This is a genomic window from Streptomyces sp. NPDC102441 (assembly GCF_044765585.1).
Classification (GTDB): Bacteria; Actinomycetota; Actinomycetes; order Streptomycetales; family Streptomycetaceae; genus Streptomyces.
Window position 1 is genome coordinate 120,197 of record NZ_JBIWKH010000016.1, and the last position, 17,710, is coordinate 137,906.

Below are 17,710 nucleotides of genomic sequence, written 5' to 3' on the forward strand. Positions count from 1 at the left end.
GCTGCTTGCTACTCGAACCCGATGACCGCTGAGCTAGATGCTCAGTGGGTCTCGGGACGGAGGACCTTGGTCCGGAGGACCGACTCGTTCAGGTTCATCTGTCGGTCGAGCTCCTTGACGACCGCAGGCTCGGCCTGCAGGTCGATGACCGAGTAGATGCCCTCAGGCTTCTTCTTGATCTCGTAAGAGAGACGACGACGGCCCCAGGTGTCGACCTTCTCAACCTTTCCGTTGCCCTCACGGACAACGGAGAGGAAGTTCTCGATCAACGGGGAGACTGCTCGCTCCTCGAGATCGGGGTCGAGGATGACCATCACCTCGTAGTGACGCATGTAGAACCCACCTCCTTTGGACTCAGCGGCCACGGTCGTTCCGTGGCAGGAGGGTCGTGATGCGTAAGCATCAGTGTCTCCGAGTAAAACAGCCGCCACTGACAACGCCCGTCTTCAGAATCGAGGGGGCCGTAGTGCTGGCTCAAGGCAGACACCGGTGCAGACCGTACAGACTACCCGCAGACCGGCTTCCGGTTGAAATCCGGTGTTCAGGGCGCACAATCAAGACAGATGCGGTGTGAGAGGAACTACATTCCACCGCCCTTCCCGCCAGGAGGTGCTCCATGGCACAGACAGTCCGACCTGCCGGCAGCCGCCCCTCTCCCAGCCGGGTGGCCAACGCCCGTCCGGCCACCGGGTCACTCTTCGCCACGGACGGCAAGCCGCATCCGCTGCAGGAAGCGCTGATGGTGGTGACCGGGGTCCTCGGCATCCTCGCGTTCGTGACGGCGATGTTCCACAACCTGCACCTGATCAGCTCCTGGGCCGGGCTGGTCGGCATCCTGACCGGTGTCTACGGGCAGTACATCTCCAGGACCACCTGGGAGCGGTTCGGTCTGGTCATGGGGATCGGCGCGTCCGCCGTCGGTTTCTACCTCGGCATGGCGCACGGCGGCCTTTTCGGCAGCATCGTCACCTGACCGGCAGAACCGGGCCGGCTCGCCCCACGCGGTGCGCGGCCGGGCAATCCCACGCGGGTGGCGCCAGGTCCGGTCCGGACGGGCCAGACCGGGCGCCCCTCAGGGACAGTAGGCTTCGGCGCGAGAGCCGGAGCCCCTGACCGATGGGGACACACCTGCCGAGGAGCGCCCCGCATGAGCCTGACCCTGAGGACCATCAGCCGAGAGCAGCATCTGGCGTACATCCAGAACCTGCCCTCGGCCAGTCACTGCCAGGTCCCGGCGTGGGCTGATGTGAAAACCGAATGGCGCTCGGAGAACCTGGGCTGGTTCGACAAGAACGGCGAGATGGTCGGTGCCGGGCTGGTGCTCTACCGTCAGCTGCCCAAGATCAAGCGCTATCTCGCGTACCTCCCCGAGGGACCGGTCATCAACTGGTACGCCCCGAATCTGGACGAGTGGCTCCAGCCGATGCTCGCCCACCTGAAGCAGCAGGGTGCCTTCTCGGTCAAGATGGGCCCTCCCGTGGTCATCCGCCGCTGGGACTCGGCCGCCATCAAGTCGGGAATCCAGGACCCCGATGTGAAGCGGCTGCGTGATGTCGAGGCCAGCCACATCGAGCCGCGCGCCTTCGAGGTTTCGGACCGGCTGCGGAAGATGGGCTGGCAGCAGGGCGAGGACGGCGGCGCCGGCTTCGGTGACGTACAGCCCCGCTATGTCTTCCAGGTGCCGCTGGCCAACCGCTCCCTCGAGGACGTACTCAAGGGCTTCAACCAGCTCTGGCGGCGCAACATCAAGAAGGCCGACAAGGCGGGCGTCGAGGTGGTCCAGGGCGGCTACGAGGACCTCGCCGAATGGCAGCGGCTGTACGAGATCACCGCCGTGCGCGACCACTTCCGGCCGCGCCCGCTCTCGTACTTCCAGCGCATGTGGTCGGTACTCAACTCCGAGGACCCCAACCGCATGCGCCTGTACTTCGCCCGGCACAACGGTGTGAACCTGTCGGCTGCCACGATGCTCGTCGTCGGCGGGCACGTCTGGTACTCCTACGGCGCCTCGGACAACATCGGGCGTGAGGTCCGTCCCTCCAACGCCATGCAGTGGCGGATGCTCCGCGACTCGTACGCGATGGGCGCGACCGTCTACGACCTGCGCGGCATCAGCGACTCGCTGGACGAGACCGACCACCTCTTCGGCCTGATCCAGTTCAAGGTCGGCACCGGCGGCGAGGCCGTCGAGTACGTCGGCGAATGGGACTTCCCCCTCAACAAGCTGCTGCACAAGGCGCTCGACATGTACATGTCGCGCCGCTGACCGCAGCCGACCACCGCCCATCAGCTCCTCTCCCACTCCCACCGCAGCCACCAGAAAGGTTCCGGGCCGGCCATGGCGCTCTCCCTCTACGTCGACACCGCGCGCTGGCGGGCGCACCAGAAGTCCGTACTGGACCAGTTCCCGGGCCTCGTGCCCGTCTGCAAGGGCAACGGCTACGGCTTCGGACACGAGCGCCTGGCCGACGAGGCGATCCGTTTCGGCTCCGACACGCTCGCCGTCGGGACCACGTACGAGGCCGCTCGCATCAAGGACTGGTTCAGTGGCGACCTGCTGGTGCTCACGCCCTTCCGCCGGGGCGAGGAGCCGGTGCCGCTGCCCGACCGCGTGATCCGTTCCGTCTCCTCCGTGGACGGCGTGCACGCCCTGGTGGGCGCGCGCGTGGTCATCGAGTGCATGAGCTCGATGAAGCGCCACGGCGTCAAGGAGGAGGAGCTGGGGCAGCTGCACGCGGCCATCGAGGACGTACGCCTCGAAGGGTTCGCGCTGCACCTGCCGCTCGACCGCACGGACGGGTCGGACGCGGTCGAGGAGGTCATCGCCTGGATGGACCGCCTGCGCGCCGCCCGGCTTCCGCTGCACACCATGTTCGTCAGCCATCTGCGGGCCGAGGAACTGGCCCGGCTGCGGCAGCAGTTCCCGCAGACCCTCTTCCGCGCGCGCATCGGCACACGGCTCTGGCTCGGCGACCACGAGGCGACGGAGTACCGCGGCGCGGTGCTCGACGTCACGCCCGTGGTCAAGGGGGACCGTTTCGGTTACCGCCAGCAGAAGGCCGCGTCCGACGGGTGGCTGGTGGTCGTCGCCGGCGGGACCTCCCACGGTGTCGGCCTTGAGGCGCCGAAGGCCCTGCACGGAGTGATGCCGCGCGCCAAGGGTGTCGCACGCGCCGGGCTGGCCACGGTCAACCGCAACCTGTCGCCGTTCGTCTGGGCGGGCAAACAGCGCTGGTTCGCCGAGCCGCCGCACATGCAGGTGTCGATCCTCTTCGTGCCCTCGGACGCCCAGGAGCCGAGGGTCGGCGACGAACTGGTGGCCCACCTGCGCCACACCACCACCCAGTTCGACCGCCTCGTGGACCGGTAGAACCCGTCCTCGTGGACCGGTAGAACCAGTCCTCGTGGCCGGGTGGACCGGCCCCCCTCAGTCGGAGGCCGCTCTTCCGGCGGTGCCCCACTCCGCCCGCGGTCCTACGACCGCGGGTGCCGCGTGCCGGGCCGGATGAGGGTGCATCCGCAGGATCGCCTTCCGGTCCGGCGCCCCGTCGAGCACTCCGCCCGAAGGGTCGTCGGCCCCGTCGAGCCGTACGGGATCCCGCTCCGGCCGCAGGATGTCCCTGACGATCACGGCGCACAGGTAGAGCGTTCCCGCCAGGTGCAGGGCGACCGCGACCTGGTAGCCCTCCTGCGGCAGCCCCTGGTGTTTGTCGCCGCTCGTCGTGTACGCGAGGTAGAGCCAGATGCCCAGGAAGTACATGACCTCGCAGGCCTGCCAGACGAGGAAGTCCCGCCAGCGGGGCCTGGCGAGCGCGGCCAGCGGGATCAGCCAGAGCACGTACTGCGGTGAGTAGACCTTGTTCGTCAGGATGAAGGCGGCCACCACGAGGAACGCCAGCTGCGCGAAGCGCGGCCGGTGCCGGGCGGTCAGTGCCAGCCCTGCGATTCCCGCGCACAGCACGACCATCAGCAGCACCGAGGCCGTGTTCACCGTGTCCACGTCGATGGGCCGGCCGGTGCGCTGGGTGATGACCAGCCAGAACGAGCCGTAGTCGATCTGCCGTTCCTGGCTGAACGTGTAGAACTTCTTCCACCCCTCCGGGGCGTAGAGCATCACCGGCAGGTTCACCACCAGCCAGGCCGCCGCCGCGCCGAAGAGCGCCGATCCGTACTCCCGCCATTTCCCGGCCCGCCAGCACAGCACCAGCAGGGGCCCCAGGAGCAGCACGGGGTAGAGCTTGGCGGCGGTCGCGAGGCCGATGAGAAGGCCGAAGGCGAGATTCCTGCCGCGCGACCACATGAGCATCGCCGCGGCTGTCAGGGCGACGGCGAGCAGGTCCCAGTTGATCGTCGCCGTGAGCGCGGCGGCAGGCGCGAGCGCGACCAGCAGCCCGTCCCAGGGGCGGCGCCGCTGCGTACGGGCGACGCACACCACGAGGAGCACGGCGCAGACCATCAGCATGCCCGCGTTGACCATCCAGTACATCTGCTCGCGCTGCTGTGCGGGGTCCGAGGACGGGGTCAGCGTCAGCCAGGACGCGACCTGCATGAAGAGGCCGGTCAGGACGGGGTACTCGAGGTACGCCATGTCACCGCTCAGCCGGTCGAAGTACGGCACGAGGCCGTCGGCGAAGCCGCGCCCGACGTAGAGGTGCGGGATGTCGGAGTAGCACGCGTGCGTGTACTGCGAACTGGTTCCGCGGAACCACGCCCAGTCGTAGCAGGGGATCTTCTGCACCATGCCCAGCGCGAACATCCCGATCGCCACGAGCGCGATGACGCGCACCGGTGTGAGCGGTCCCGATCCGAACCGTGCCCAGCGGCCCGCGGGGCCCCCGATGAGTTCGCTCCCCGCTGCGGCGATCTCGTCCTGTCGTGTGGGCGGTACGACGGACGGCTCCTGGTGCACGCTCGTGTCTTCTGCGCTTGGCATGCCGCACATCCTGCCGTACGGGGCTGTGTGCGGGCGTGGCACGCGTCCGGGACACACGAAGGGCCCGCCGGTACCTGGAAGGTACCGGCGGGCCCTCGTACGCGTGCCCGGCAGGCCCCTGGCGGGGTTTCCGGAGGGACGGTGGCGTCAACGCGCGCCGCCCTGGTGGCTATCCGCCGCCGCCGAGGATCCCGCCGCGGCCGTTCTCTTCACCTTCGGTCGTGCCTTCGGTCGTCCCGGTATCCGTCCCGCCTTCCGACGTTCCGGTGTCCGTCCCACCGTCGGCCCCGTCCGTGGTCCCGGCGTTGTCGTTGCCGTCGGTCGCCCCGCCGTCCTGATCGCCGAACTTGCACTCCCAGTCGTTCGGCGCACACGTCTCGCTCGGCGACGAGGTGGGGGACGACGGGGTCGAGGCACTGGGGCTCGGCGGCGGCTCTTCGCTGGACTCCGAAGGCGAAGGAGTCACGCTCAGCGACGGGCTCGGGCTGGGGCTGGCGCCGCCACCGTAGACCTTCTCGCCGATCGGCTCCGGCTTCGGGAAGTTGACGACCTTCGTGCCCTTCACCGCGCCGGTCATGTAGTCGTGCCAGATCTGCGCGGGGAACGAGGCACCGTGGATCGCCTCCTCATCGCCAGTGCCGTACATCTCCAGGAACTTGCGGTTCTTGTTCGTCGCGTCGTCGTCCATCCGGAACATGCTGACGGCCGTCGAGATCTGCGGGGTGTAGCCGACGAACCACGCCGACTTGTTGCCGTCCGTGGTACCCGTCTTGCCTGCCACGTCACGCCCCGGGATCTGGGCAGGGGTCCCTGTCCCGTTCTCGACGACGTTCTTCAGCACGTCGGTGACGTTGTCCGCGACGACGCTCGGGAACCCGGTCTCGCTCACGGTGTCGTGCTGGTAGATGACCTCACCCTCGTGCTTGACCTCGGTGACCGAGAACGGCTCCCGCTGCTTGCCGCTGGTGGCGAAGGTGGCGTACGCGCCGGCCATCCGGATGGCGCTCGGCGAGGAGGTCCCGATGGAGAACGAGGGGACGGTCGAGTTCGCCATGTAGTCGTCGTCACGCAGTCCTGCGGCTACGGCGGCCTCCTTCACCTTGTCGGTGCCGACGTCCATACCGAGCTGGACGTACGGGGAGTTGGCGGACTCCTGCATGGCGTACCGGAGCGTGACGTCTCCGTAGTTGTGGTCTCCATCGTTGGGCTGGAGCCACTGCTCGCCGTCCTCGTTCTGCCAGACCGAGCCGTCGTAATTGTTGATCTTCAGCTCGTTGTCGCCGTTGTACATGCTCTTCGGCGAGACCGGCGTACGCTCCGACTCGCTCTGCTGCTCGCCGCCCTCGGGATCGCGTTTCCCGTACTGCATGGCGGCCGCAAGCACGAACGGCTTGAACGTCGAACCGACCTGGGCACCGGTCGCGTCGGCGTTGTTGGTGTAGTGCTGCGTCGCGTCCTGGCCGCCGTACGTGGCGATGATGGCGCCCGTCTTGGTGTCCACCGACGCGCCGCCGAACTGGACGTGGGAGTCCAGGTCGGGACGCTTCTTCACGTCGATCTTGGCCTTGTACACCTTGTTGACCGACTTCTCGAGCTGGCTGACCTTCTTCTTGTCGAAGGTCGTGTGGATCTCGTAGCCGCCCTGGGCCAGTTCCTTCTCGGTGACGCCCTTGTCGTTGTGCGCGAGGAAGTACTTCGTGGCGAGGTCGACCAGATATCCGGTCTGACCGGCCAGCTTGGCCTCCTTCTTCGGCGGACCCGGCATGGGGAACTCGGTGAACGTCGCGCGCTTGGCAGCGCTGAGCCGGCCGTCCTTGACCTCCTCGTCGAGGATCCAGCTCCAGCGCCTCTTGGCCCGCTCGGTGTTCTTCTCCGGCGTAGCCTGCACCGGGTCGATGTCCTCGGCACCCGCGGGGTCGTAGTAGCTCGCCCCCTTGAGCAGCGTCGCCAGGAAGGCGCACTCGCTCTCGTTCAGGTCAGTGGCGTCCTTGTTGTAGTACGTGCGGGCCGCCGCCTGGAGCCCCGAAGCACCGCGGCCGTAGTAGGAGATGTTGAGGTAACCCTCCATGATCTCCTTCTTGCCCACCGTCTCGCCGACCTTGAGCGTGATGAAGAGTTCCTTGAACTTCCGGCTCAGGGTCTGGTCCTGGGTGAGCCGCGAGTTCTTCACGTACTGCTGGGTGATGGTCGAGCCGCCCTGCGTGTCACCTCCCCGGGCCATGTTGTAGAAGGCACGGGCGATACCCATGGGGTCGATGCCGCTGTCGGTCTCGAACGACTTGTTCTCGGCCGAGATGACGGCGTTCCGCATCGCCACGGGGATCTGGGCGTAATCGAGCGACTGGCGGTTGGCCTCACCGCCGCCCGCCGCGACCATCTGTGTGTCGTCGGCCCAGTAGTAGACGTTGTTCTGCGCTTTGGCGAGGTCCTTGACCTCCGGCGGCACCACCAGGGCGTACGCGAGGCCCGCCGCACCCATCAACAACCCCAGGAAGCCCAGGCACAGGCCGGAGACCAGCCTCCACGACGGGACCCAGCGGCGGAAGCCGTACTTGCCGGCCCGCGGGTAGTCGATGAAGCGCTTCTTGCCGGAGTCTGCGCGACCCCGGCCACGGACTTCGTGACCGCTGCTGTCGCCACCTCCCCGACGCCTGCCTCCGCCGCGCTGGGCGGCGCGACGGGCCTCGGCACGGCTGCCGAAGACCGGCTCGTCGCCGTGCGCTTCGGAAGGTGATTCTGACGTGGCTCTGCGTGACGCCTCGTTGCGACGTCCAGCAGGCTGTTGGGCGGCTCGTCTGGCCGCTGCGCGCCCGCCACCTTGGGGTTGCGGCGCTTTGCGACGGTGCTCGCTCATCGAACGACTACTCCTCGGGCAGGCGAGAGCGCCTGGAAGCGGCAGTTGAGATCCGGTCCCCCCGAATTACGGACAAGCCCTGCGGAAGGCTCACCCGCAGTACATCCGGCAGTCCGCCATAACTGACGCACGGTGGCGTCTCACGGTTCCCGGTGGTCTGCATGCCGCACAGACTACGCACGGTCAAAAACCTCTGGGGACCGAACTTCACCCCAAATTACGCAAGTCACTCCCTATGAATCGGGGATGTGACGCCGCTCACGAAGCCTCCCCTTGTCGAACATCGCGGGCCGATCTATCGTGCTGATGTATCGAGTCGATACATCAGCACGGCATAAGGTGGGCCCGACGGCCCGTGGAAGCACCAGGCAGAAGAAGAGGAGGCGAACATGAGCAGACGCTCCGGCATCCTCGAATTCGCCGTACTCGGCCTGCTCCGCGAGTCGCCCATGCACGGGTACGAGCTGCGCAAGCGCCTCAACACGTCGCTGGGAATCTTCCGCGCCTTCAGCTACGGCACCCTCTACCCCTGCCTCAAGACGCTGGTCGCCAACGGCTGGTTGATCGAGGAACCGGGAAGTGTTCCGGCATCGCCACCTGCCGCAGGCCGTGGGGTCGCCCCTGCGTCCTCGCTGGCGGGTCGCCGCGCCAAGATCGTCTACCGGTTGACGGCAGAAGGTAAGGAGCACTTCGAGGAGCTGCTCTCGCACACCGGTCCGGACTCCTGGGAGGACGAGCATTTCGCGGCTCGTTTCGCCTTCTTCGGGCAGACGGAGCGCGAGGTGCGGATGCGCGTGCTGGAGGGCCGCCGCAGCAGGCTGGAGGAGCGCCTCGAGAAGATGCGCGCCTCACTCGCCCGCACCCGCGAACGGCTCGACGACTACACGCTTGAGCTGCAGCGACACGGCATGGAGTCCGTGGAGCGCGAAGTGCGCTGGCTGAACGAGCTCATCGAGAGCGAGCGGTCGGGACGGGATCAGCGACGATCCTCCCCCGAGAGCTCCGCTCAACAGGACACATCAGGAGAGACGGGCGGCCTGCCCCGGCACAGGGACGACACCCGGCCGGATCCGTCCGACGACACCAAGTGATATCCCCGCAGATCCGCAAGGCGTCATCGGGGAACACCGAGAACACACAGGGAGCAATCGGCATGGGTTCGGTTCGCGTAGCCATCGTCGGCGTGGGCAACTGCGCCGCCTCGCTGGTGCAGGGCGTCGAGTACTACAAGGACGCCGATCCGGTCGGCAAGGTGCCCGGCCTGATGCACGTTCAGTTCGGCGAGTACCACGTGAGTGACGTCGAGTTCGTCGCCGCCTTCGACGTCGACGCGAAGAAGGTCGGCCTCGACCTCGCGGACGCCATCGGCGCCAGCGAGAACAACACCATCAAGCTCGCCGACGTGCCGAACACCGGCGTGACCGTTCAGCGCGGCCACACCCACGACGGCCTGGGCAAGTACTACCGCGAGACCATCGAGGAGTCGGCCGACGCCCCGGTCGACATCGTCCAGGTCCTCAAGGACCAGCAGGTCGACGTCCTCGTCTGCTACCTGCCCGTCGGTTCCGAGGTGGCTGCGAAGTTCTACGCGCAGTGCGCCATCGACGCCAAGGTCGCGTTCGTCAACGCTCTCCCGGTCTTCATCGCCGGTACCAAGGAGTGGGCGGACAAGTTCACCGAGGCGGGTGTCCCGATCGTCGGTGACGACATCAAGTCCCAGGTGGGCGCCACCATCACGCACCGTGTGATGGCGAAGCTCTTCGAGGACCGGGGCGTCATCCTGGACCGCACGATGCAGCTGAACGTCGGCGGCAACATGGACTTCAAGAACATGCTCGAGCGTGAGCGCCTGGAGTCCAAGAAGATCTCGAAGACGCAGGCCGTCACCTCGCAGATCCGTGACCGCGATCTCGGTGCGGACAACGTCCACATCGGCCCCTCGGACTACGTGGCCTGGCTGGACGACCGCAAGTGGGCGTACGTGCGTCTGGAGGGCCGCGCCTTCGGTGACGTTCCGCTGAACCTGGAGTACAAGCTCGAGGTCTGGGACTCCCCGAACTCCGCCGGTGTCATCATCGACGCCGTGCGTGCCGCGAAGATCGCCAAGGACCGCGGCATCGGTGGCCCGATCCTCTCGGCTTCCTCGTACTTCATGAAGTCCCCGCCGGTGCAGTACTTCGACGACGAGGCCCGCGAGAACGTCGAGAGGTTCATCGCCGGCGACGTCGAGCGCTGATCCAGCGGGTCACTGCTTCACCGACGTTTCCCCATGTGGGGGGTCCCCGGGCAATCCGCCCGGAGACCCCCCACATGTGTGACCCTTGCACACATGCCTGTCGTGCGTGATCTGGGCGTACTCCTGCGCCTTCGGAACTTCCGTCGCCTGCTTGCCGTACGACTTCTCTCCCAGTCGGCCGACGGTGTCTATCAGGTCGCGCTCGCCACCTACGTCGTCTTCTCACCCGAGAAGCAGACATCGCCAGGCGCCATCGCCTCCGCAATGGCGGTCCTGCTGCTCCCGTACTCGCTGATCGGACCGTTCGCGGGAGTGCTGCTCGACCGCTGGCCCCGCCGCCAGGTCTTCCTGTACGGGAACCTGCTGCGCGCCGCGCTGGCCTGCTGCACGGCCCTGCTGCTCCTGAGTTCCGTTCCGGACTGGCTCTTCTATGTCTCCGCCCTCTGCGTCACCGCCGTCAACCGTTTCGTGCTGGCCGGACTGTCGGCAGCCCTCCCTCGTGTCGTCGACAGCGATCGGCTCGTCCTCGCCAACTCCCTCTCCCCGACGGCCGGCACACTGTCCGCGACTGCCGGCGGGGGCCTCGCCCTGGGGATCCAGCTACTGACAGACGGCTCGGATGCCGCCGTGGTCCTGCTGGGCTCGGTCCTCTACCTTCTCTCCGCACTGGTCTCCCTGACCTTGCCCCGCACGCTGCTCGGGCCGGATCGGGAGCTGCACCATGTGCCACTGCGCGAAGCGCTCTCCACCACCGCGCGGGGACTCGTGGCGGGACTGCGCCATCTGGCCGAACGCAGGGACGCCGCGTACGTACTTGCTGCCATAACGGTGCTCCGCTTCTGCTACGGAGCACTGACGGTGATGGTGCTGATGCTGTGCCGCTACGCCTGGTCCGACAGCGAGTCCGACGGCCTGGCCCTCCTCGGGCTCGCCCTCGGCGCTTCGGCCGCGGGGTACTTCGCCGCGGCCCTCATGTCCCCATGGGCGGTCGGGCGCTTCGGGCGATACGGCTGGCTGGCCGGCTGCGCCGGGGCGGCCGCTCTCCTGGAGCCTGCGTTGGGGCTCCCTTTCGCGCCCGGGCCCATGTTGGTGGCGGCCTTCATCCTCGGGCTGGTGACACAGGGAGCGAAGATCGCGACGGATACCGAGGTGCAGACCTCCGTGGACGATGCTTACCGCGGCCGGGTCTTCTCCCTCTATGACGTCCTGTTCAACGTCGCGTTCGTCGCCGCCGCCGCGATGTCGGCCCTCGCTCTGCCCCCTGAGGGCCAGTCCGTCGTCGTGGTGCTCACCGTGGCCGCGCTCTACGCTCTCGTCTCGGTGGCCATGCTTCACCGTCGCCGCGCGAACATCAGGCTCCAGCACACCCGCACCAAGGAATGAGGGGCGTTGTTTCACGTGAAACAACGCCCCTCACCGACTGCCTGGCCCGCTCGACCCGCCGTCATGTTTCACGTGAAACACTCCGATTCCTCGACCCTCGGCCGGAGGTCCATCGAGCGCCCGTCCTGCATCAGCCCTGCGAGGCCCACCATTCCTTGAGGGCGGCGACTGCGGCCTCGCGCTCCATCGGGCCGTTCTCCAAGCGCAACTCCAGCAGGAACGAGTAAGCCTTACCGATCACCGGCCCAGGCCCCACACCCAGGATCTCCATGATCTCGTTGCCGTCCAGATCGGGCCGGATCGCCTCCAGCTGCTCCTGTTCCTGCAGTTGCGCGATGCGCTCCTCGAGTCCGTCATAGGTGCGCGACAGGGCGTTCGCCTTGCGCTTGTTCCGCGTCGTGCAGTCCGAGCGCGTCAGCTTGTGAAGCCGGGCCAGCAGCGGCCCCGCGTCCCGCACATACCTGCGCACCGCGGAGTCGGTCCATTCCCCGTCGCCGTACCCGTGGAAGCGCAGATGCAGCTCCACTAGCTTCGCGACGTCCTTGATCATGTCGTTGGAGTACTTGAGCTCGGTCATCCGCTTCTTGGCCATCTTGGCTCCCACCACTTCGTGGTGGTGGAACGAAACACGGCCGTCCTTCTCGAAGCGCCGCGTCCTCGGCTTCCCGATGTCATGAAGCAGGGCTGCGAGGCGCAGCACGAGGTCCGGACCGTCCTCCTCCAGGTCGATGGCCTGCTCCAGAACCGTCAAGGAGTGCTCATAGACGTCCTTGTGACGGTGATGCTCGTCACTTTCCAGGCGCAGGGCGGGGAGCTCGGGCAGCACTCTGTCGGCCAGACCTGTGTCCACGAGAAGCCCCAGACCCTTACGGGGGTGGCCGGAGAGCAGCAGCTTGTTGAGTTCCTCACGGACCCGCTCGGCCGAGACGATCTCGATACGTCCCGCCATGTCCTTCATCGCCTTCACGACATCGGGGGCTACCTCGAAGTCCAGCTGTGCGGCAAAGCGTGCGGCACGCAGCATGCGCAGCGGATCATCGGAGAAGGACGCCTCAGGCGTGCCCGGAGTGCGCAGGACACGCTGAGCGAGGTCGTCGAGGCCACCGTGCGGGTCGATGAACTCCTTCTGCGGGAGGGCCACAGCCATGGCGTTCACCGTGAAGTCACGGCGCACGAGGTCTTCCTCGATCGAGTCGCCGTAGGAGACCTCGGGCTTACGTGAGGTCCTGTCGTACGCCTCCGACCGGTAAGTCGTCACCTCGATCTGGTAGCCGTCCTTCTGCGAGCCGACGGTGCCGAAGGCGATTCCGACCTCCCAGACCGAGTCGGCCCAGGGACGGACGATCTTGAGTACGTCCTCCGGGCGGGCGTCGGTCGTGAAGTCCAGGTCGTTTCCGAGCCTGCCGAGCAACGCGTCGCGGACCGACCCGCCCACCAGGGCGAGGCCGAATCCGGCCTCCTGGAATCGGCTAGCGAGGTCATCGGCGACGGGGGACACCCGCAGCAGTTCGCTGACTGCGCGGTGCTGCACCTGACTCAGTGCACGTGGGCTGTCTTCGTTGGCGTTCGGCACAACAGAAAAGGGTACGTGCACCGACCGGCCCGGGCGTCATCGTTTCTTGTGGCCCTGCGAGACTCTCCCGATCATGTGGCACGGTCCCCGGCACTCAGGCGTCGGGCGCATCGTTACCATGCGGGGACGCAGAGACCGGCAAGGCCGGCACCAGCTGACGACGACGAGGGACGGATACGCGTGGCCGAGGCGGCAGACTTTCAGGGGATGAATCCCTCCCCTGCCCGCCGGTGGCTCCGGCGCACAGCCTCCTTGATCGTCGGGGCACCACTGATCGCCGGCCTCCTGGCCGGCCCCGCAGCTCCCTCGGCCCAGGCCGAGGTAGCCACGAAGGCCCCAACCGGCTCACACACCGTGGATGTGTCCCTGGACACGCTCGCACCCAGCGCACCGGTCGAGGGCGACACACTCACCGTCTCCGGCACCCTGACCAACAGAGGCAAGAAGACGGTCACGGACGCCGAGGTCGACCTTCGCGTCGGACCGCGGCTGTCCGGCAGGGGGGCGGTCGACGAGGCCGCCAAGCGCACCGGGTACCTGCCCGGCAGCGACCCGGCCAAGCTCGGCGGCGCCTACACGCTGAAGGTCGCCGAGCTCGCGTCCGGAGTCAGCGAGGACTTCACCCTGGCCGTTCCGGTGGACAAGCTGGACCTGGGCACCGAAGGCGTCTATCAGCTCGGGGTCTCCCTCACGGGCCGGACCACCGACTACACCTACGACCAGGTGCTCGGCCTCCAGCGGACCTTCCTGCCCTGGCAGCCGGAAGACACCGGGAGCAAGACCGAACTCACCTACCTCTGGCCGCTGATCGCTTCGGCTCATATCACCGCCGAGACGGGTTCCGACGAACAGCAGACCCCTGTGTTCGCCAATGACGATCTGGCTCTCGAGCTCGCTCCGGGCGGGCGCCTGGAACAGTTGGTCTCACTGGGGCGACAGCTCCCTGTCACGTGGGTGATCGACCCGGACCTGCTGGCCTCTGTCGATGCGATGACGAAGAACTACCGCGTCAAGGCCGGTGACACCACCGTCGCGGGGACGAACCAGACCATCGCCAAGAAGTGGCTCACGGATCTGCAAGCGGCCGTGAAGGACGGGACGGTGGTGGCCCTGCCGTTCGCCGACCCCGATCTCGCGTCCATCGCCCACCGGGGCAAGAACGTCTCGGGCGCCCTCAGCCATCTGCAGACGGCGACCGAGGTCGCGGGCACGACGGTGGAGACCGTGCTCCACGTGAAGCCGTCCACCGACTTCGCCTGGCCGGCCGACGGTGCGATCGACCCCTCGGTCGTCGACGTCGCCACTTCGGCCGGCGCCCACAAGGTGATCGCCCGCAGCGACAGTCTCGAGGAGACCGGCGGGCTCCCCTACACACCCACTTCGGCCCGGCCGATCGGCGGTGGCACCACCGCCGTCGTCGCCGACCACCGGCTCTCCACCGCGTTCACCGGCGACATGGCCAAGGCCGGCGCCTCGACCCTCGCCGTCCAGGAATTCCTGGCCCAGACGCTGGCGGTGACGGAGCAGGCCCCCGACAAAGAGCGCAGCATCGTCGTCGCCCCGCAGCGGACTCCCACCGCCGCCCAGGCACAGAGCATGGCGCGCGCCCTGCAAGCCCTCACGGCCGAGCACTGGACGCAGCCCCTCGACCTGACCAAGGCGGCCGAACAGAAGCCCGACGCGCAAGCCACCACAAGGGTTCCCGGGGCCTCTCAGTACCCCAAGAGGCTGCGGAACCAGGAGCTGCCCACCCAGGCGTTCCAGGACATCAGGACGACGCAGGACTCGCTCAACAGCTTCCAGGTCATCCTCACGCAGCCCGACCGCGTGGTCACTCCTTTCGGGAACGCGATCAACCGCTCCGTGTCGACGTCGTGGCGTGGCAGGCCACTGGAGGCGCAGCGCTACCGTGACGCCGTCCGTACCTATCTGCAGGGCCTCACCAACGAGGTACAGCTGATCACGAAGTCCGATGTGACCCTGTCAGGGCGCAGCGCCACGATTCCTGTCACCGTGCAGAACAAGCTGGTCCAAGGTGTCGATCACCTCGTTCTCCGTCTGAAGTCGGGCAACGCCACGCGGCTCAAGCTCAACGAGGGCAGAGCAGTCGCGGAACAGCCGGTCGAGATCGCGGGCGGGCACAGCCAGTCCGTGAAATTCGACGCCACGGCGAACGCCAACGGGCAGGCACAGGTCACGGCACGGCTTTTCACCGAGGACGGCGTGCCCTACGGCGAAGAGATGACCTTCACCGTGAAGGTCTCGGAAGTCACACCGACAGTGCTCCTGGTGATCGCCGGCGGGCTGCTGCTCCTGGTCCTGGCGGGCATCAGGATGTACACCCATCGCAAGCGCAGCGTCGCGGGCGCCGCAGCGGAGAACAACGGCGGCGAACCCGAGCAGCCGAGTGACCCGACGCCGGACACCGGTCCGGAAAGCGGGAACCCGTCGGGCCCGGGTGAGAAAGTGGACCGTTGAGCGATGTCTGTCGGGGCCTGTCGGCCGGGGACAATAAGGTGGGGTTTCGATGAACGCGCCGTACGACGGTGACCGCGGCCAGGGCGCGGGCGGAGCTGGGTCTTCCAGCAGCCCGCCGGTGCCACCGGGCACCGGTCAGGACGGGGAGGTACCCGACCCCTACCTGCAGCACGCGTACGACCACGACCCGTACCGTGCCCAGGACCTCGCCGCGCAGGATCCGGTGGCCGAGGCGCTCTACGACCGCGCCTCACATCCGCCGCCGCCTCCAGGCACCTACCAGGAGCCGCAGGCGCTCTACCAGCAGCCTCCCGCCGCGCAGCACGCCCCTGACCCCCGGATCTGGGCCCAGACGCCGCCACCGGAGCCCGCAGGCCCCTCCCGGCACCTTCCCTACGGCGACCACGCCGCGACCACCCAGTACGTAGGGGTGGACGACCTCGTCACTCAGGCCTCCGGCGACCGCGAGGAGCAGGACGCCTTCGCACACCTCTTCCGCGACCAGGAGGGGTCGGGCCGGCCTCCCGGCCCTCCTGCCGAACCCGAAGCGGCTCCTGCACCCGTGCCGCCGAAGTCCGGCGGCCGGGCCGCCGGAATACTGAAGTCCAGTGCGCTGATGGCAGCGGGCACTCTGGTTTCCCGGCTCACCGGCTTCGTGCGCAGCCTCGTGATCACCGCGGCGCTGGGTGCGGCGCTGCTCGGCGACAGCTTCACCATCGCGTACACCCTGCCGACGATGATCTACATCCTCACTGTGGGCGGCGGGCTGAACTCGGTCTTCGTGCCCCAGCTCGTCCGGTCCATGAAGGACGACGAGGACGGCGGCGAGGCGTACGCCAACCGTCTGCTGACGCTCGTCATGGTCGCGCTCGGCGTCATCGTCGTGATCGCTGTGTTCGCAGCTCCGCAGCTGGTGCACCTCATGTCGAGCACGATCGCGAACGAGCCGGCAGCCGACACGGTGGCGGTCACCTTCGCCCGCTACTGCCTGCCGACCATCTTCTTCATGGGCGTCCATGTGGTGATGGGCCAGATCCTCAACGCCCGCGGAAAGTTCGGCGCGATGATGTGGACCCCGGTCCTCAACAACGTCGTCATGATCTTCACGTTCGGCCTGTTCATCTGGGTCTACGGCACCTCGGCCGAATCCCGGATGGGCGTGGAGACGATTCCGCCGGAGGGCGTCCGGCTCCTGGGTATCGGCACGCTGCTCGGCCTGGTGGTCCAGGCCCTGGCCATGATCCCGTACCTCCGCGAGGCCGGATTCCGTTTCCGTCCCCGCTTCGACTGGAAAGGCCACGGGCTCGGCAAGACGGTCAAGCTCGCCAAGTGGACGGTCCTGTTCGTCCTGGCCAACCAGGCGGGCGTGCTGGTAGTCACCCAGCTGGCGACCTCTGCGGGCAAACTCGCCGGCAGGGACGGTTCGGGCTTCCTCGCCTACTCCAACGCCCAGCTGATCTGGGGCATGCCTCAGGCCATCATCACCGTCTCCGTCATGGCCGCCCTGTTGCCCCGCATCTCCCGTGCCGCCCATGACAACGACCCCGGGGCCGTTCGCGACGACATCTCGCAAGGTCTGCGCAACTCCGCGGTGGCCATCGTGCCGGTCGCATTCACCTTCCTCGCGCTCGGCCTGCCGATGTGCACCCTGCTCTACGCATCCAGCGGCACCGAGGCCGCACGGTCCATGGGATTCATCCTGATGGCGTTCGGCCTCGGACTCATCCCGTACTCCGTGCAGTACGTCGTGCTCCGCGGCTTCTACGCGTACGAGGACACCCGCACCCCCTTCTACAACACGGTCATCGTCGCAGCGGTCAATGCTGCGGCCTCTGCCCTCTGCTACGTGATTCTTCCGGCCCAGTGGGCAGTCGTGGGAATGGCGGCCTCCTACGGGCTGGCCTACGCGGTCGGTGTCGGCATCGCCTGGCGACGTCTCAGCAACCGACTCGGCGGCGACCTCGACGGAGCGCGTGTGGTGCGCACCTACGCCCGTCTCTGCCTGGCAGCGATCCCTGCCGCAGTGGTCGGCGGCGGTGTGGGCTTCGCTCTCCTGAAGGCTCTCGGCGAAGGCGCCGGCGGTTCCGTGGTGGCACTGGTCTGTGGCAGCGTCGTCCTGCTGGGCATCTTCTTCGTCGCGGCGAAGAAGATGCGCATCGAAGAGCTCAACGGCATGGTCGGCATGGTCCGGGGACGGCTCGGACGCTGAACACGCTCCGAGCCGCACAACCATCGCTGGACACCGCGTGTCGT

General features: G+C 67.5%; 12 protein-coding genes. 8 read left to right on the top strand and 4 right to left on the bottom strand.

The genetic code is table 11. The features are described from left to right. Positions 1-41: 41 nt before the first annotated feature. Entirely contained in the window at positions 42-332 is a 291-nt protein-coding gene (gene rpsF, locus ACIREO_RS31260; protein WP_006604399.1) for a 30S ribosomal protein S6, read from the bottom strand. A gap of 284 nt (positions 333-616) precedes the next feature. On the opposite strand from rpsF, the gene ACIREO_RS31265 reads away from it, so the two are divergent. From ACIREO_RS31265 to ACIREO_RS31275, 3 genes are all read left to right on the top strand, one after another. Beyond that, positions 617-973 (top strand): hypothetical protein, encoded by a 357-nt coding sequence (locus ACIREO_RS31265; protein WP_404116271.1) that lies wholly within the window; start codon positions 617-619, stop codon positions 971-973. 174 nt (positions 974-1,147) lie between these two features. After that, entirely contained in the window at positions 1,148-2,266 is a 1,119-nt protein-coding gene (locus tag ACIREO_RS31270) for a peptidoglycan bridge formation glycyltransferase FemA/FemB family protein (protein WP_356709036.1), read from the top strand. 72 nt (positions 2,267-2,338) lie between these two features. Beyond that, positions 2,339-3,370, top strand: a complete 1,032-nt coding sequence (locus tag ACIREO_RS31275) for an alanine racemase (RefSeq protein ID WP_404116273.1) — start codon at positions 2,339-2,341, stop codon at positions 3,368-3,370. A gap of 57 nt (positions 3,371-3,427) precedes the next feature. Here ACIREO_RS31275 and ACIREO_RS31280 read toward each other — a convergent pair whose 3' ends face one another. Then, entirely contained in the window at positions 3,428-4,933 is a 1,506-nt protein-coding gene (locus ACIREO_RS31280) for a glycosyltransferase family 87 protein (RefSeq protein ID WP_404116275.1), read from the bottom strand. Positions 4,934-5,102: 169 nt separating this feature from the next. Further along, positions 5,103-7,787, bottom strand: a complete 2,685-nt coding sequence (locus tag ACIREO_RS31285; RefSeq protein ID WP_404116277.1) for a transglycosylase domain-containing protein — start codon at positions 7,785-7,787, stop codon at positions 5,103-5,105. A gap of 389 nt (positions 7,788-8,176) precedes the next feature. Here ACIREO_RS31285 and ACIREO_RS31290 point away from each other — a divergent pair, with 389 nt between their 5' ends. From ACIREO_RS31290 to ACIREO_RS31300, 3 genes are all read left to right on the top strand, one after another. Then, positions 8,177-8,878, top strand: a complete 702-nt coding sequence (locus ACIREO_RS31290; protein WP_404116279.1) for a helix-turn-helix transcriptional regulator — start codon at positions 8,177-8,179, stop codon at positions 8,876-8,878. Between the two features lie 62 nt (positions 8,879-8,940). Beyond that, a complete protein-coding gene (locus ACIREO_RS31295) occupies positions 8,941-10,023 on the top strand; it encodes an inositol-3-phosphate synthase (protein WP_404116281.1) in 1,083 nt (360 codons plus the stop codon). Between the two features lie 93 nt (positions 10,024-10,116). Continuing rightward, positions 10,117-11,406 (top strand): MFS transporter, encoded by a 1,290-nt coding sequence (locus tag ACIREO_RS31300; protein WP_404116283.1) that lies wholly within the window; start codon positions 10,117-10,119, stop codon positions 11,404-11,406. Between the two features lie 130 nt (positions 11,407-11,536). Here the strand turns inward: ACIREO_RS31300 and ACIREO_RS31305 are convergent, their stop codons facing one another. Further along, a complete protein-coding gene (locus ACIREO_RS31305; RefSeq protein ID WP_404116285.1) occupies positions 11,537-12,979 on the bottom strand; it encodes a CCA tRNA nucleotidyltransferase in 1,443 nt (480 codons plus the stop codon). 180 nt (positions 12,980-13,159) lie between these two features. Between ACIREO_RS31305 and ACIREO_RS31310 the strand changes: the two genes are divergently transcribed. Both ACIREO_RS31310 and murJ read left to right on the top strand, forming a co-directional pair. Further along, positions 13,160-15,457, top strand: coding sequence for a DUF6049 family protein (locus ACIREO_RS31310; RefSeq protein WP_404116287.1), 2,298 nt, complete (start codon positions 13,160-13,162; stop codon positions 15,455-15,457). 49 nt (positions 15,458-15,506) lie between these two features. Further along, positions 15,507-17,666, top strand: a complete 2,160-nt coding sequence (gene murJ, locus ACIREO_RS31315; RefSeq protein ID WP_404116289.1) for a murein biosynthesis integral membrane protein MurJ — start codon at positions 15,507-15,509, stop codon at positions 17,664-17,666. Positions 17,667-17,710 lie beyond the last annotated feature (44 nt).

Coding starts and splice junctions, on each gene's coding strand:
- rpsF (WP_006604399.1), bottom strand. CDS start 332: ATGCGTCACTACGAGGTGATGGTCATCCTCGACCCCGATCTCGAGGAG.
- ACIREO_RS31280 (WP_404116275.1), bottom strand. CDS start 4,933: ATGCCAAGCGCAGAAGACACGAGCGTGCACCAGGAGCCGTCCGTCGTA.
- ACIREO_RS31275 (WP_404116273.1), top strand. CDS start 2,339: ATGGCGCTCTCCCTCTACGTCGACACCGCGCGCTGGCGGGCGCACCAG.
- ACIREO_RS31295 (WP_404116281.1), top strand. CDS start 8,941: ATGGGTTCGGTTCGCGTAGCCATCGTCGGCGTGGGCAACTGCGCCGCC.
- ACIREO_RS31265 (WP_404116271.1), top strand. CDS start 617: ATGGCACAGACAGTCCGACCTGCCGGCAGCCGCCCCTCTCCCAGCCGG.
- ACIREO_RS31290 (WP_404116279.1), top strand. CDS start 8,177: ATGAGCAGACGCTCCGGCATCCTCGAATTCGCCGTACTCGGCCTGCTC.
- ACIREO_RS31270 (WP_356709036.1), top strand. CDS start 1,148: ATGAGCCTGACCCTGAGGACCATCAGCCGAGAGCAGCATCTGGCGTAC.
- murJ (WP_404116289.1), top strand. CDS start 15,507: ATGAACGCGCCGTACGACGGTGACCGCGGCCAGGGCGCGGGCGGAGCT.
- ACIREO_RS31300 (WP_404116283.1), top strand. CDS start 10,117: ATGCCTGTCGTGCGTGATCTGGGCGTACTCCTGCGCCTTCGGAACTTC.
- ACIREO_RS31285 (WP_404116277.1), bottom strand. CDS start 7,787: ATGAGCGAGCACCGTCGCAAAGCGCCGCAACCCCAAGGTGGCGGGCGC.